Raw genomic sequence first — 16,461 nt, 5'->3', positions numbered from 1 at the left:
CTTTCGGCTTCTCGGCGCCGTACAAGGTGCTGGACGAGAAACTGGGATTCACTGCTGATAACGTTTACAAACAGGTAAAAGAGTATCTAAAATAAGGGTCCCTGTATTCCCCGAAGGGGGAACTCTGATAACAAGAATTGTCTAATAAAATACCTCATCGGCAAGACCTCCCCATTGGGGAGGCTCGGAGGGGCTCGAATTATAACTATTAGAATCTAATTGCAATGAAAAAACTATTTGTATTCACTTTATTATTTGTCACTGCTATTTTGCTGAAAGCACAGGTAGAACCTAAGGTTGAATATTTCCATTTGCAGGATGTTGAATTGCTTAATAGCCCTTTCAGCCATGCGCAGAATCTGGATAAGCGATATCTGCTGGAACTGAGTGCCGACAGGTTGCTCGCTCCCTTTCTTCGCGAAGCGGGATTGACACCGAAAGCGGAGAGTTACACCAACTGGGAAAATACAGGTCTGGACGGACATATCGGAGGCCATTACCTCTCAGCTTTGTCATTAATGTATGCATCGACAGGCGATCAGGATATAAAAGGCCGCCTCGACTATATGATAAGTGAACTGAAACGCTGTCAGGATGCTAACGGTAACGGCTATATCGGTGGTGTACCCGGAGGGAAAGTTATCTGGCAGGAAGTAGCAGACGGAAATATAAAGGCAGGTGGTTTTGATTTGAATGGTAGGTGGGTTCCATTGTATAACATTCATAAAACATATGCCGGTCTACGTGATGCTTATCTGTATGCGGAAAATAATACTGCAAAAGAGATGTTGATAAAAATGACTGATTGGGCAATAAATCTTGTTTCTAAATTATCAGAAGATCAGATTCAGGATATGCTTCGCAGCGAGCATGGCGGCTTGAATGAAACATTCGCCGATGTGGCAGCTATTACAGGTAATGAAAAGTATCTGAAACTGGCTCATCAGTTTTCGCATCATGCTATTCTCGATCCTCTGACAAAGCACGAGGATAAGTTGACAGGTATGCACGCAAATACGCAGATACCGAAAGTGCTAGGATTTAAACGTGTGGCAGATATTGAAGGGAACGAATCATGGAATGATGCTGCCCGTTTCTTTTGGGAAACAGTGATCGAACATCGTTCGGTGTGCATAGGTGGGAACAGTGTAGGAGAGCACTTCAATCCGGTGAATGATTTTTCGCGTATGATAAAACATATCGAAGGACCTGAAACTTGTAACACCTACAATATGCTTCGCCTGTCCAAGATGCTTTATCAGACATCTTTAGATAAAAAATATGTAGACTATTATGAGCGTGCCTTGTACAATCATATCCTGTCTACCCAGCATCCCGAAACCGGAGGTTTCGTGTACTTTACACAGATGCGTCCGGGGCATTATCGTGTGTATTCCCAACCTCAGACTAGTTTTTGGTGTTGTGTAGGATCAGGGATAGAAAATCATGCCAAGTACGGCGAAATGATCTATGCCCATACAGATAAGGAGTTGTATGTGAACCTTTTTATCCCTTCACGATTGAACTGGACGGAGAAAGAAACTGAAATTATTCAGGAGAATACATTTCCCGATGAGCCGAAAACTACTTTGACCATTAATCCTAAGAAAGCTCAGAAATTTACATTGAAACTCCGTTATCCTTCGTGGGTACAGCAAGGAACTGTAAAAGTTTTGCTGAATGGTAAACCTCAGTCTGTTACAGAGGAAAATGGTTATGTGTCAATAAACAGAACATGGAAAAAAGGAGATAAAGTGGTATTGGAAGTTCCGATGCACATTGCAGCAGAACAATTACCAGACAAATCGAATTATTATTCGTTTCGGTATGGTCCTGTTGTGTTGGCTGCCAAAACCGGAACAGAAGATATGATCGGACTATTTGCTGATGATAGTCGTGGTGGACATATTGCACATGGCAGGCAAATTCCGATGAAGGAAATGCCGATAATAGTCAGTAATCCGGAGGATATTGCTTCATTACTGAAACCTGTAAATGGTAAATCGTTAACATTCCATCTCAACAATTTATATACGGATAAATATAAAGACGGATTAGAATTAATTCCATTTTTCCGTCTGCACGATTCACGTTATGTTATATACTGGCCGCAGGCAACTCAGGAAGGAGTAAAAAAGCTTCAAGAACAGATAGCGGAGGAAGAGCAGGAACGTATAAAACTAGATGCAATTACCATCGATAAAGTTGTATGCGGAGAACAGCAACCCGAATCGGATCATTTCATTCAGTCTGAAAAATCGTATACAGGTTTCGAAGAAGATGTACACTGGCGCGAAGCTCGTGGCTGGTTCAGCTATCAGATGAAAAACAAGGACAAAAATGCAAAATATCTTATGTTGAAAGTTTTTAATAATAAGAATTTCAGTAATTTTGATGTCTATGTAAACGATCAGAAGGTTGCAGATTTCGACTTGATAGAAGTTAGCAAAAGTTTTGCCCACTTGTATTTCAATATCCCTGCCGATGTGAAGGAAACGGAGTTTGTTGTAAAAATCCAAGCTCGATCTGATGCTGTAACACCCAGAATAGTAGAAGTAAGAATATTATCGGACAGATAAATTGCATAATGATATTTTATTGAGAATTTGGATATTGGAGTAAAATAATAGTATATTTGCGCACTTAAAAGATGATAATTGTATAATGTACACTTATCTATAAATAATACAGCTTTAAATGACACCACTATTTTATAGAGAACAGGAACAATTTTATGTATCAGTCGATTGTATCATATTAGGTTTCAAAGAAGGTAAATTATATTTACTGGTATCGAAGCGTAAATTTGAACCGCTCGAAGGGCATGATACTTTGATGGGTGGTTTCCTCCGTTCCGACGAAAGCCTTTCCGAGACTGTTTCACGAGTTCTTTATGAATATACAGGTATTCAGGATGTATATATGGAACAGGTGGGTACGTACGGTGAGATCAATCGTGACGAAGGGGAACGTGTAATCTCTATTGCCTACTATGCATTGATAGATCTGGAATTATTTGATGAGGAACTGTGTAAGATACATAATGCCCGTTGGGAGGAGTTGGATAAGGTGGGAAAACTTGTGTTCGACCACAATCAGATGCTCGATGATACGATAGATATCCTGAGGAAGAAAACTGCTACCCAGCCAATCGGGTTCAATCTGCTGCCTGAGAAATTTACCTTACCTCAGCTTCAGTCACTTTACGAAGCCATTTATCAGACTGTATTGGATAAACGTAATTTTAGAAAGAAAATACTGGAAATGGATATTCTCGAAAAACAGGATGATAAAGATAAATCAAGCTCGAAAAGAGGTGCATTTTATTATACATTCAACAAAGAAAAGTACGATCAACTACTGCAAAAAGGATTTTATTTTTCACTCTGAAAAGAAAGTAATCTTTAATATAATATTCAATAAGAGAGAGTGTTATGCTCTCTCTTTTCTTTTATCCTTACTTTTTTTTAAAACATGTTTTACAACATAACGAAAATAAGTGTATAATCGGACACTTATTATTAATATTGCAAGTGTAAACGCTACACTTATTTGAATCTTATTCTTAAAAAATAATATGCTGGAATCATTAAAACAAAAAGTATTTGAAGCTAACCTTGATTTAGTAAAACATGGGTTGGTTATTTTTACTTGGGGTAATGTAAGTGCTATAGATCGTGAAAAGGGTCTGGTGATAATAAAGCCTTCGGGTGTATCGTACGATACGATGAAAGCCGACGACATGGTTGTGCTTGATCTTGACGGAAATATAGTGGAAGGAAAACTAAAACCATCGTCCGATACTGCTACTCATTTGGTATTGTACAAGGCTTTTCCGAATATTGGAGGGATTGTGCATACTCATTCTACATACGCCACTTCATGGGCACAGGCCGGATGCGACATTCCTAATATTGGCACTACGCATGCCGACTATTTCAAAGATGAAATTCCTTGTACCCGTCAGATGACTAAAGAAGAAATAGAGGGGAAATATGAACTGGAAACAGGGAATGTTATTGTAGAGCGTTTCAAAGATCTGAATGCTGACTTTACACCCGGTGTATTGGTGAACAATCATGGTCCTTTTTCATGGGGCAAAGATGCGCACGATGCAGTACACAATGCTGTGGTAATGGAGCAGGTGGCAAAAATGGCGTTCATTTCTTATAGCGTCAACCCGCAGTTGAAGATGAACGATGAACTGATAAAGAAACACTTTTTCAGAAAGCATGGTCCGGGTGCATATTACGGACAATGAGCCCCCTAACCCCCGCAGGGGGGATAATTAAAGAAAAGATAAATACAACTAAATATTAACATACTCTGAAAGCCTCCCTTCGGGGAGGTTGGAGGGGCTTTAAAAAAACTAATATCATGGAATTTAAAGACTTAGAAATTTGGTTTATCACCGGAGCACAGTTGTTATATGGTGGAGATGCAGTAGTAGCAGTAGACTCACACTCTTCTCAGATGGTAAAAGGATTGAACGACTCGGGCAGATTGCCGGTAAAAGTTGTTTATAAAGGTACAGCCAACTCATCGGCTGAAATTTCAGAACTTATGCGTAATGCAAACGGCGATACTAAGTGTGTTGGCGTTATCACATGGATGCACACTTTCTCTCCTGCAAAAATGTGGATACATGGCTTGATGGATTATAAGAAACCATTACTGCATCTTCATACTCAGTTCAATAAGGAAATTCCTTGGAATGAAATAGATATGGACTTCATGAACCTGAATCAGTCGGCTCATGGTGACCGTGAATTCGGACATATTACCAGTCGCCTGCGTAAACCTCGCAAAGTAGTGGTTGGTTACTGGCAAGACAAAGATACTCAGGATAAGATCGCTTCATGGATGCGTGTTTGTGCCGGATGGGCAGATTCGCAAAACATGCTTATCATCCGTTTTGGTGACAATATGAATAATGTAGCTGTAACAGATGGTGACAAGGTAGAAGCAGAAATTCGTTTGGGTTATCACGTAGACAATGCACCTATCGCAACACTTGTACCTTATGTAGAAGCAGTAACAGAAGCTGAGATAGATGCGCTTGTTGCTGAGTACGAAAAAGTTTATGACTTTGCAGCTGATTGCAAAAAAGGAGCAGAGAAACATCAGTTTGTACGCGATGCTGCTGCACAGGAAATAGGGCTTCGCCGCTTCCTTCAGGATAAAGGAGCGAAAGCCTTTACAACAAGCTTCAACGAATTGGAAGGTATGAAACAGTTGATGGGCTTTGCTTCTCAGCGTTTGATGGCCGAAGGTTACGGTTTCGGAGCTGAGGGTGACTGGAAAACAGCAGCCCTTGTACGTACCATGTGGGTAATGGGTAAAGGCTTGCCTGGCGGACAATCGTTCCTTGAAGATTATACATTGAACTTCGACGGCGAAAACAGTACAATCCTGCAATCGCACATGTTGGAGATCAATCCTGATATTACAGGTGTAAAACCACGTATCGAAGTGCATTTCTTAGGAATTGGTGATGCCCGTACTTGTGCCCGTCTTGTATTCCAGGCTCATAAGGGAGAAGGTGTAGCAGCAACTATTGTTGACATGGGTAACCGTTTCCGTATGATAGTGAACGAAGTTGAGGTAACAGAACCTAAACCGCTTCCAAAATTGCCTGTTGCTTGTGCATTGTGGAAACCAATGCCTAACTTTGAAGTTGGTGCAGGTGCATGGATTCTGGCAGGTGGAACTCACCACTCTAGTTTCTCATTTTCAGTAACAACTGAAATGCTTGAAGATTATGCCGAAATCGCTGATATTGAATTACTGATAATTGATAAGGATACTACTATCCGTCAGTTCCGTCAGGATTTACGCAACAATGAAGTATATTATATGCTGAATAAAGCATTAAGATAAATTTGTTAACTTAACTATTTCAAAATTTCAAGTTTCGGGTTTCAAGATTTCCACGCTCTTTTGGAGATTGACAAAAATTTTGAAACTTGAAATTTTGAAACTTGAAATCTTAATAATAATGAGTAAATACACAATAGGACTCGATTACGGTTCGGACTCGTGCCGCGCTGTAATTATTGAAGCCGAAACCGGAAAGGAAATAGCTTCTTCCGTTAAATATTACAAGCGTTGGATGCAGGGTAAATACTGCGATCCGCAAAGCAATCAGTACAGACAACATCCGCTCGACTATGTAGAAGCTCTCGAAGAATCTGTAAAGGAAGCTTTGAGCAAGTCTCCTGCCGGAACAGCAGCGAGCGTAGTAGGTATGTCGTTCGATACCACAGGTTCTACTCCGGCTCTGATAGATAAGGACGGACAGGTATTGGCATTGCGCCCCGAATATGCAGAGAATCCGAATGCCATGTTTGTGCTTTGGAAAGATCATACAGCTATTAAAGAAGCTGCCAGAATAAACGAAGTAGCCGCTAAATGGCCTATCGACTATACCGCTTACGAAGGTGGTATCTATTCCAGCGAATGGGTATGGGCAAAGATGGCACATGTGTTGAAAGAAGATAAGACCATTGTAGGCGATGCTTACAGCTGGATAGAGCATTGCGACTGGATGCCTGCGCTGATCACAGGAACTACAAAGCCTGCCGATATTGTACGCAGCCGTTGTGCAGCCGGACACAAAGCCATGTGGCTGAAGGAATGGGACGGATTGCCAACAGAGGATTTCCTTGTTGAAATAGCTCCCGAACTGAAAGGTTTCAGAGAGCACTTGTTCCACGAAACATATACAAGCGATGTGAAAGTAGGTAATCTGACTCAGGAGTGGGCAGACCGCTTAGGACTTACAACGAATGTAGCCGTTGGGGTAGGAGCCTTCGACTGTCACATGGGTGCAGTGGGTGCAGAAATAGAGCCGAAAACCTTTGTGCGTGTTATCGGTACTTCTACATGTGACATTATGATTGCTCCGTACGAAGATATGCACGGAAAACTTATTCCGGGTATTTGCGGACAGGTTGATGGTTCTGTTGTTCCGGGAATGATCGGGCTTGAAGCCGGACAATCAGGTTTCGGAGATATCTACGCATGGTTTAAGAATGTATTGGCTTGGCCACTTGAAAATATACTGAAAGATTCTTCGTTGATAGATCAGGCTACAAAAGATAAACTGATAGAAGAAGCTTTAGATAAGATGATACCAGCCCTTTCGGAAGCAGCAGCGAAAATACCTACAACAGAAAGTTCTGCACTTGCGATAGACTGGATGAACGGTCGCCGTACACCGGATGCTAATCAACTGGTAAAGGGTACGATTACAGGATTGAATCTCGGAAGTTCGGCTCCGCTTATTTTCAAAGCATTGGTCGAAGCTACAGCATTCGGATCTAAAGCGATTGTCGACCGTTTCCTCGAAAACGGAATAGAGATTGACAGCGTAATTGGTATTGGTGGTATTTCACTGAAATCTCCACTGGTAATGCAGACTTTAGCCGATGTGCTGGGAATGCCTATCAAGGTTGCAAAATCGGAACAGGCTTGTGCATTTGGTGCTGCCATGTTTGCATCTGTTGCAGCAGGAGTACATCCTGATATTAAAGCAGCTCAGAAAGCAATGGGACAGGGATTTGCCAATGAGTACAAACCGGATATGGCTAAGCATGAGGTTTATATGAAATTATATGCTAAATATCAGAAACTCGGTAAGTTTACAGAAACTGAATTATTTCAATAAATTATAAGTGAAGAATGAAGAATGAAAAACTGGCGCAAAGCGGCAATGATTTAATCTCTAATTCTTAATTTATAATTCTTAATTTATAATTTAAAACATACTATGAATTGGAATTCACATGAATTTATTTGGCTCGACTGGCTGGTTCTTGTAGTCGGGATATTAGCGGTAACTTGGGCGGTCTGGCGTTCTGTGCAAAAAGACAAACGCTTGCAGCAGGGAGCCGATAGCGAAGATTACCTGTTTGGTAAAGGTGAACCATGGTATATCATCGGTGCAGCTATTTTTGCCGCGAACATTGGTTCGGAGCATCTTGTCGGCCTTGCCGGTACAGGTGCCAAATCGGGTGTAGGTATGGCGCACTGGGAAATGCAAGGTTGGATGATACTTATTCTGGGTTGGCTTTTTGTGCCATTCTACCAACTTATGAACAATAAGATGGGTAAAATTATCACAATGCCTGACTTCCTTAAGTATCGTTATACACCAAAGACTGGTTCTTGGTTGTCTATCATTACCCTTATAGCGTACGTACTCACTAAAGTAAGTGTAACGGCATTTACCGGAGGTATCTTTATGGAGAGCCTTCTTGGTTTACCATTCTGGTACGGTGCAATCGGCCTGATTGTTCTGACAGGTATCTTTACCGTTCTCGGAGGCATGAAAGGTGTGATGACATTATCGGCAATTCAGACGCCGATACTTATCATCGGTTCATTCCTTGTACTTTTCTTAGGATTGTCGGCACTCGGAGGCGGTAGCATAGCAGAGGGTTGGACTACAATGATGGAATTCGCCAAAACACAGAATGTAGGAACAGACGGTGTTGCATACGGTACAAATCATATGTTCCACTTTGAGACAGGCGATCCGCTGTATGACGACTATCCGGGCTTCTGGGTATTTATCGGAGCTTCTATTATTGGTTTCTGGTATTGGTGTACCGACCAGCATATCGTTCAGCGTGTACTTGGACAACGTAAAGGTGAAGATAACGACGTAGTAATGAAACGTGCGCGCAGAGGTACTATCGCTGCAGGTTATTTCAAATTGCTACCTGTATTTATGTTCCTTATACCGGGTATGGTAGCTGCTGCTTTAGCAGCACGCCCCGACAGTGGCTTTACACTGGACGACCCTGATACCGCTTTCGGATCAATGGTTAAGTTTGTATTGCCTGCCGGAGTAAAAGGTATTGTTACTATTGGATTTATCTCGGCATTGGTTGCTTCATTGGCAGCATTCTTCAACTCTTGTGCTACGCTGTTTACTGAAGACTTCTATAAACCGATGTTCAAAAATAAGAGTGAAGCGAATTATGTAATGGCTGGTCGTGTTGCTACGATTGTAGTTGTCGTACTTGGTATCGTATGGATTCCTATCATGATGAGTCTCGGTAGCCTTTACGATTATCTGCAAGGTATTCAGTCTCTGCTTGCTCCTGCTATGGTTGCAGTATTTGCACTTGGTATATTCTCTAAAAGAATTACGCCTAAGGCCGGAGAAGTAGGTATGATAGTAGGTTTTATTATCGGTATGGTACGTTTGCTGACCAATATCTTTACAGATACAGGTAAGGCTGTAATGGAAGGCGGATTATGGGAAGCTACAACATGGTTCTGGCAAACCAACTGGCTTATCTTTGAGATATGGCTGCTTGTCTTCATCATGCTGTTGATGGTTGTGGTATCGTTCTTCACACCGAAACCAACTGCTAAGCAGATAGAAGCCATTACTTTCACCGACGATTATAAAAAACTCATCGGAAAGAGCTGGAACAAGTGGGATGTTATTGCATCGCTAGGTGTTGTTGTTCTTTGCGGATTGTTCTATTGGTATTTCTGGTAAGAAAAACATAGATTAGTAAATGGAAAGTGGCCGGGAGAATTTCCGGCCGTTTTTTCAAAAACTTATTGATAAACAGGTCTTTTAAAATGAAAAATTTGTATTTTTATGATTTGGAAGTTAAAAACATATTTTGCCTGTATAAATCTGCCTATATTGCCAATGAAGGAGCAAAAAGAAATCTATTATAAAATAATCAGTAAATTATGAGAAAAACATTTTTAGCAGCGCTGGCTACCATTTTTATTGTAACCGGCTGTACTGACCCGAATCCTGCGGCAAAACTGACGCAGTCGGGATTGGATATGAAAAATTTTGAAACTGAAGTAAACGGTAAAAAATCGGGCTTGTATGTGTTGACCAATACAAGTGGAATGGAAGTATGTATCACCAACTTTGGCGGACGTATTGTATCTGTTCTCGTTCCCGACAAAGAAGGCAATATGAAAGATGTTGTTCTGGGATTCGATTCTATACAGGATTACATCAATATTCCGAGCGATTTCGGTGCAGCAATAGGCCGTTATGCCAACCGTATAGGAAAAGGTACATTTGAACTGGACGGTGTAAAATACGACTTACCTAAAAATAATTTCGGACACACATTGCATGGAGGCCCTAAAGGATTCCAGTATGTGCTTTTCGATGCTAAACAGTTAGATGACAAAGTGCTGGAGCTTACTTATCTGGCTAAAGACGGAGAAGAAGGCTTTCCCGGCAACCTGACATGTAAGGTAACTTATATATTGGGTGAGGATAATGCCTTACACATGCAATACGAAGCAGAAACAGATAAACCGACTGTAGTGAATATGACCAACCATTCTTACTTCAATCTGGATGGTGACCCGAATGTGAAAAGTACAGACTGGTTGCTTACAATCAACGGAGACCAATACACTCCTGTAGATTCTACATATATGACAACAGGCGAAATACTCACAGTAGAAGGTACTGATATGGATTTCCGTACGCCTACAGCAGTGGGTGCAAGAATAGACAACTTTGCTTTCGAGCAATTGAAGAATGGAAACGGATATGACCACAACTGGGTACTGAATACTCAGGGAGATATCAGTAAAGTCGCTGCAACACTGGAGTCGCCTAAAACAGGTATTGTACTGGATGTATATACCACCGAACCGGGAATACAATTCTATTCGGGTAATTTCCTTGATGGAACTGCAAAAGGTAAAAAAGGCATTGCATATCAGCAACGTGTAGGGGTTTGCCTCGAAACACAGAAATATCCTGACACACCGAACAAAAAAGACTGGCCGTCGGCTACTCTTCGTCCGGGAGAAAAATATAAGAGTGAAACAATATATAAGTTCTCTGTGAAGAAATAAGCTGTATATAGCAGATATACAATGAAAAAATAGACGCCTGATCAGGTGTCTATTTTTTGTATATAATACGAATTAGTCATTGAAACTAATGGTTCGACTATTTTGAGCATAAACTTCATTGGAGCTTTGTCTTTATAGTTCTGCTCATGACTAACGCGCACTCCCGTGCTTGTTTTTCATTTTGGCATTGCCCAAAACGAAACAAAAGGCTAGTGCTCCGCTCCTCAGCGACCTGTCAACGGCTTGCCGGCTAAAAGGGACAAACGGGCTATCGCCCCATCCCTTTTTACGCCAACTGCGCCGGACAGGTGCCCGCTTGCGGAGCTAATGCACAGAGTCGCGATGCGCTGACAAAACAGGGTGATTACCAGCCAATCGTGCGTTAGCCCGCGCCGTTAGCTTTATGGACGGGGTACCCGTAGGGTGAAAAAGGCGTGAAACGAAAACGTGTTTGAGCTTAGCAAAAGATTCATATTTTAGAAACGCCCAGAGCGAGTTTTTTCGTTTAGCCTTTGAGCCCTGTAACGGGTCGGCCTATGAAGCGGGGCGCTGAAGCGTTTTGCTTACTTTGCGGCTTTGGGCAAAGTAAGGCAAGCAATCTGTGATTGCGCGCAGAAATAAATAGAACATTTTCGTTAAGCAATGAGGGCAGAATCAAGTTTACTTGAATTATGCCATTGCGAGAACCAACGGTCACAGGAGTGAAACGTATGTAAAATGACTAATGAAATTGAACATATAATATATATTCAACTCCTAATTTATACAAAAAGAGAATGGCTCAGTCTTCCGAGTCATTCTCTTTTTTATTCTTCATTAGATATATTAATCTTACAATTTATCGGCCAGCTCTCGCGGAATATAAAATGTATCGTTTTTGTCTATATACACCGTTACCGAGCGTAATGTAATCGGTTGATCGTTGAGATAGGCAACTGATTTGAAGGCAGGAATTGCCAGTGTTTTATTTCCTTTCTTCACTTTCAGTACAGGGAAATCGGTCGATTTATCTATCGTATATTCCATTCCTTTGAACACATCTGTATGTTTGGCAAATATTTCCTTTGTCATATCCTGCAAAGACATTTTCAGCCCAGCCACGTCATGTAGATACTGGTTGATTTCTATATTTGTGTTCATACCCATAGGCACATCGCCATTAGGATGATAGGCTGCCAGAAATACCTCTTCGCCCGTATGTCCGCCTGTAGTGAATCCAAAATATGTGTGCGAGTTCATTATGCTCACAATACTTGAGCCCATATTCACACTATTGCTCACTTTCATATAATCGGCTTCATGATAGTTTTTAGAGCTAAGAAGCAGGTTCAATTCCTCTTCTGTCAGGTCGATATTCGTATATTCCTTGAAGACGCTTTTGAAATCCTCAGGTTTGGATTTTAGCAGTATTCTCTCCAGTCCTTCACCTGTTTTCTTATATTGCGATACATTTTTGAATAGCTTATCTATCGAAGCCCTGTCATACCTTTTTAGGTCTCTGCGCCCGATTGTAAATCCGCTGTTCCCATGATCGGGAAGGACTATAACTGTTGTATTGCCGTCCTTTTTCGCATAGTCCATTACTGCACCTACAGCCTTGTCGAAAGCAAGGTACTCGGTGATGCAGCCTATTGCGTCGTTCCCATGTGCCGACCAGTCTATTTTGCTTCCTTCTACCATAAGGAAGAATCCGTTTTCGTTTTGAGACAGTCGATCCAGTGCTTTTTGTGTCATTTCAGCCAGAGACGGTACTACTTCCGGATCTCTGTCCAGATCGTATGGCAATTCCCTGTCTCCGAACAGCGCCCATATTTTTTCTTTTCCGTTAAAGTTGCGGAACGCCTTAATGTCATTTTGTATCAGGCTGGTTCCTGTGTTTTTGAAATGCTGTTTGATATCGTCCGTCAATATTGAATTACCGCCGCCAAACATAACATCAAAGTTTTGGTATGCCATTTGTGGTGCTATATATTCATATTTTCCCCTTGCGTAATAGTGTGCCGAACAGTCGGCCGGAGTTGCATGCGGAAATTCGACCGTAACCACCAGTCCGGTTGCTTTGTTTTGCTGATACCTCATCGCTTCGAGAATTGTAGCCAACGGCTGATAAGCCATTTCGGGATCGACAGGTATCAGGTCGTTTTCAGGATCGGCAACAGGATATATAGCTACGTTTCCTGTCTGCTGAGGCATACCGGTCATATAGGCCGATGTTGTAGGGGCAGAATCCCCGATAGGAGCATTAGATGAAAATGTTTTTACTGTACCGCACAAGTAGGGGTCTATAGCCAGATTATCACTACCCAATTTGTTATATATCTGATACCATCGGGCAGCCGAAACAACACCGATAGAGGTTCCGTCAGGAATCATTACAATAACATTTTTAGTTGGTTTTACAGGTTTGCGATACTGCTGTTGAGCCCATGCAGTAGTGGCAAAAACAAAGATGAGCAGCACACTCAGATTTATTTTTTTCATGATGATGTTAAATTAAGATAAGATGTCTTCAAAGGTACAAAATATCCTTTGGCAGGACAAAACTACTAAGAAGGATTTAAAATTGTTTAAATTTTATGCGAATATTTTATTACCTTTCTTTCTTCGTTCATTTTTAGCCTGTTTCAGGTTGATTTTCACTTTCACTCGGCTCAAGTAGTCCGCTACTATCGCTTCGCAGAAGCAAAAATCATCTCTAAAACAATTCTAAAAATTGGAACGAATAAAATTTAAACAGCTACTTAAAAATATTGATGTATCTTTGCATTTTAACTGAAAATTCATAATTAAAAATATTCGCGGTGATGGAGAACAGAAAGCCCCTTATATTGGTAACAAACGATGACGGTTATCAGGCTAAGGGTATAAATGCTCTGATAAATAGTGTGAAAGATTTGGGTGAAGTATTAGTCGTAGCACCGGACGGGCCACGTTCGGGGATGTCGAGTGCGATAACATCTTTGCAGCCAATTCGAGCCCATTTAGTAGAAGAACAACAGGATTTGAAAATATATGCCTGTACCGGAACGCCGGTAGATTGTATTAAACTCGGTGTAAATGAAATAGCCGGGCGTAAACCCGATATAGTGATTTCTGGCATCAATCACGGGTCGAATGCTGCGGTGGCTGTTCTCTATTCGGGTACGATGGGAGCCGCCCTCGAAGGTGCTGTATTTAAAATTCCTGCTATTGGCTTTTCGTTACTCGATCATAGTCATAATGCAGATTTTTCCTATACCGAAAAGTACACACATCTGCTTACCAAGCAAGTGTTGGACGAAGGATTGCCAACCGGTACCTGCCTGAATGTAAATATTCCGAAAGGGAACGATATAAAGGGAATGAAAGTTTGTCGCCAGACTTCGGGGCGTTGGACTAATGAGTTCGTAAAGTCGAAGGATGGGGCAAATAAGGAAATATATTGGTTGGCCGGTAATTTCTCGAATGATGAACCTCACGATGAAATGACTGACGAATGGGCATTAGCTCATGGTTATGTATCTGTGGTACCTGTAAAGGTAGATATGACTAACCATGACCATATAGATGAAATAAAGAGCTGGGAAAAACTTATCAGTTAACAGTCAACAGTTATCAGATTTAATTCATAATTGACTCTGTTAATTCTACGAATTCATAATTTATAACTCATAATTCCATGAAGTATTTTCTGGTTGCGGGAGAAGCCTCCGGCGATTTGCACGGATCTAATCTGATGGCTGCATTAAAAGAGAAGGATGCGCAAGCCGAGTTTTGTTTCTTCGGTGGCGACCTGATGCAGGCACAGGGAGGAAGGCTGATAAAACATTATCGGGAGATGGCTTTTATGGGCTTTATTCCGGTATTGCTGAATCTGAGAACCATTCTCCGCAATATGAAAATGTGTCAGGAAGAAATTCTGAAATTCCAGCCGGACGTTCTTATTCTGATAGATTATCCGGGCTTCAATCTGAAAGTAGCCAAATATATCAAAACGCATACATCTATTCCTGTTTACTATTACATCTCGCCTAAAGTATGGGCATGGAAAGAATACAGGGTGAAATCCTTTAAGAAATATGTAGATGAGATGCTTTCCATTCTGCCATTCGAAGTAGAATTCTACAAAAAGCATAACTACCGCATAGACTATGTGGGAAATCCTGTCGTAGATGCAGTCGCTAATTTCAGGGAAGAGAATAAGGATGATTCATTCGACCGCTTTATCGCTGAGAATAATCTGGAAAACAAACCTGTTGTCGCCCTGCTTGCAGGAAGCCGTCAGCAGGAAATCAAAGATAACCTTCCTGCTATGTTGGAAGTTATAACTAAGTTTACCGATTATCAACCTGTAATAGCCGGAGCACCGGGTATCGATCCCGATTACTATAAGAAATATATGGGAGACAGCCCTTGCAAGATAGTTTTCGGACAAACATACCGCCTGTTGCAATATTCGTGGGCGGCACTGGTTACCTCCGGTACGGCAACACTGGAGACTGCTTTGTTTCGCGTGCCTCAGGTAGTTTGCTACAAAACACCTATTCCGCATATTGTATATTGGGTATTCAAGAATGTGCTACATACAAAATATATCTCGCTAGTCAATCTTATTGCCGACAGGGAGGTCGTACAAGAACTATTCTCAAAGTTCTTTTCGGTAGAATCTATCAGTAATGAAGTAGAGAAGTTGCTGAATAATGCAACTTACAGAGAAAAAATGTTGTCGGACTACGATGAGATTATCGGGATACTGGGAGACGCCGGAGCATCTACTAAGGCTGCAAAACTGATAGTAGAAAAGTTGAGAAAATGATAAATTAAAAATAAAACTTCATTTTTCCGTCAAACCAAGCCATATAGCTATACAACTTATTACCGAGTATCCTTTTCTGTTCTTCTTTCGATTTTTGTTCCATTTCGGCATACTGCCCTTTGCTAGTTGAATAATTATAATTGTATTCCCGATTATTTATCTGTATTGAAATAAGGATTAATGTCAGGCTTAATACTATTGTTGTAACGTACTTACGTTTTTCTCTGATGAATACAGGGATTGTTAAGTTAATAATGATAGATAAAAGAATTAAAAGGAATATGTCATAATTGTTCCACCACCATATCTTACCATAACCTCCAATATAATTTCCCGAAGGCCAAAAGAACGCTATGCCTCCCCACGATGAAGATGGGGTTGGTAAATCTCCGGCCAGATGTGCCCAATACGCCAGAACGAAAGTAATGAGATAGATTACATTCGATTTAATAAAGGTAGTTGTCGGAAGTGTCTTGTTGCTTTTAAAGTTGGAAAGGTAGATTAACAACAAGATAAATAGTCCGATACAGACACTCGCTAATAGAGAATGAAAAAAAGCATGATGCGAATACCAATACTTACTCGAATATATAATCTTTCCACTTGCCGGAAGATTAAATAAATGTCCGATTGTAGAGTCGAACTTGCTCCACATACTTATAGCATCGATATCGGGTAATATTCCTCCAATCAGACCGATAGCGAGTATCTTACACTTGCCTTTTACCGAAGGTTTTGTAAAGGTAGATGTACAAGAGGCAATCGCTACACCGGATATTGCATGAGTCAATATATCCATTTAC

The 16,461-nt window shown here is 41.1% G+C and carries 11 protein-coding genes; 9 read left to right on the top strand and 2 right to left on the bottom strand.

Translation table 11 applies throughout. The features are described from left to right. Nucleotides 1-224 precede the first annotated feature (224 nt). The 7 genes from M2448_RS04210 to M2448_RS04180 all read left to right on the top strand — a co-directional run bounded on the left by M2448_RS04210 (nucleotide 225) and on the right by M2448_RS04180 (nucleotide 10,863). On the top strand, nucleotides 225-2,579 hold the full coding sequence (locus tag M2448_RS04210) for a glycoside hydrolase family 127 protein (RefSeq protein WP_280645047.1): 2,355 nt from the start codon (nucleotides 225-227) through the stop codon (nucleotides 2,577-2,579). A gap of 118 nt (nucleotides 2,580-2,697) precedes the next feature. After that, a complete protein-coding gene (locus M2448_RS04205; RefSeq protein WP_280645046.1) occupies nucleotides 2,698-3,390 on the top strand; it encodes an NUDIX domain-containing protein in 693 nt (230 codons plus the stop codon). Nucleotides 3,391-3,577: 187 nt separating this feature from the next. Beyond that, on the top strand, nucleotides 3,578-4,261 hold the full coding sequence (gene araD / locus M2448_RS04200) for an L-ribulose-5-phosphate 4-epimerase (protein WP_280645045.1): 684 nt from the start codon (nucleotides 3,578-3,580) through the stop codon (nucleotides 4,259-4,261). A gap of 116 nt (nucleotides 4,262-4,377) precedes the next feature. Beyond that, nucleotides 4,378-5,880 carry an L-arabinose isomerase gene (gene araA, locus M2448_RS04195; protein ID WP_280645044.1) on the top strand — a complete coding sequence of 501 codons (1,503 nt, stop codon included), beginning with the start codon at nucleotides 4,378-4,380 and terminating at the stop codon, nucleotides 5,878-5,880. A 118-nt stretch (nucleotides 5,881-5,998) separates the two neighbouring features. Continuing rightward, nucleotides 5,999-7,669: a ribulokinase gene (locus tag M2448_RS04190; protein ID WP_280645043.1), complete on the top strand. Its 1,671-nt coding sequence runs from the start codon at nucleotides 5,999-6,001 to the stop codon at nucleotides 7,667-7,669. 102 nt (nucleotides 7,670-7,771) lie between these two features. Further along, entirely contained in the window at nucleotides 7,772-9,517 is a 1,746-nt protein-coding gene (locus M2448_RS04185; RefSeq protein ID WP_280645042.1) for a sodium:solute symporter, read from the top strand. Between the two features lie 203 nt (nucleotides 9,518-9,720). Beyond that, nucleotides 9,721-10,863: an aldose epimerase family protein gene (locus M2448_RS04180; protein ID WP_280645041.1), complete on the top strand. Its 1,143-nt coding sequence runs from the start codon at nucleotides 9,721-9,723 to the stop codon at nucleotides 10,861-10,863. Nucleotides 10,864-11,694: 831 nt separating this feature from the next. Here M2448_RS04180 and M2448_RS04175 read toward each other — a convergent pair. Next, entirely contained in the window at nucleotides 11,695-13,344 is a 1,650-nt protein-coding gene (locus tag M2448_RS04175; RefSeq protein WP_280645040.1) for an alkaline phosphatase, read from the bottom strand. Nucleotides 13,345-13,667: 323 nt separating this feature from the next. Here M2448_RS04175 and surE point away from each other — a divergent pair, with 323 nt between their 5' ends. Then, a complete protein-coding gene (gene surE / locus M2448_RS04170) occupies nucleotides 13,668-14,444 on the top strand; it encodes a 5'/3'-nucleotidase SurE (RefSeq protein ID WP_280645039.1) in 777 nt (258 codons plus the stop codon). 77 nt (nucleotides 14,445-14,521) lie between these two features. After that, nucleotides 14,522-15,658, top strand: a complete 1,137-nt coding sequence (gene lpxB, locus M2448_RS04165; RefSeq protein ID WP_280645038.1) for a lipid-A-disaccharide synthase — start codon at nucleotides 14,522-14,524, stop codon at nucleotides 15,656-15,658. 4 nt (nucleotides 15,659-15,662) lie between these two features. Here the strand turns inward: lpxB and M2448_RS04160 are convergent, their stop codons facing one another. Next, nucleotides 15,663-16,457: a metal-dependent hydrolase gene (locus M2448_RS04160; protein WP_280645037.1), complete on the bottom strand. Its 795-nt coding sequence runs from the start codon at nucleotides 16,455-16,457 to the stop codon at nucleotides 15,663-15,665. Nucleotides 16,458-16,461 lie beyond the last annotated feature (4 nt).

The organism is Dysgonomonas sp. PF1-14 (genome assembly GCF_029892965.1).
Taxonomy (GTDB): domain Bacteria; phylum Bacteroidota; class Bacteroidia; order Bacteroidales; family Dysgonomonadaceae; genus Dysgonomonas.
Note: the sequence above shows the minus strand (reverse complement) of the source record. Positions and strands in the feature narration are given on the sequence as shown.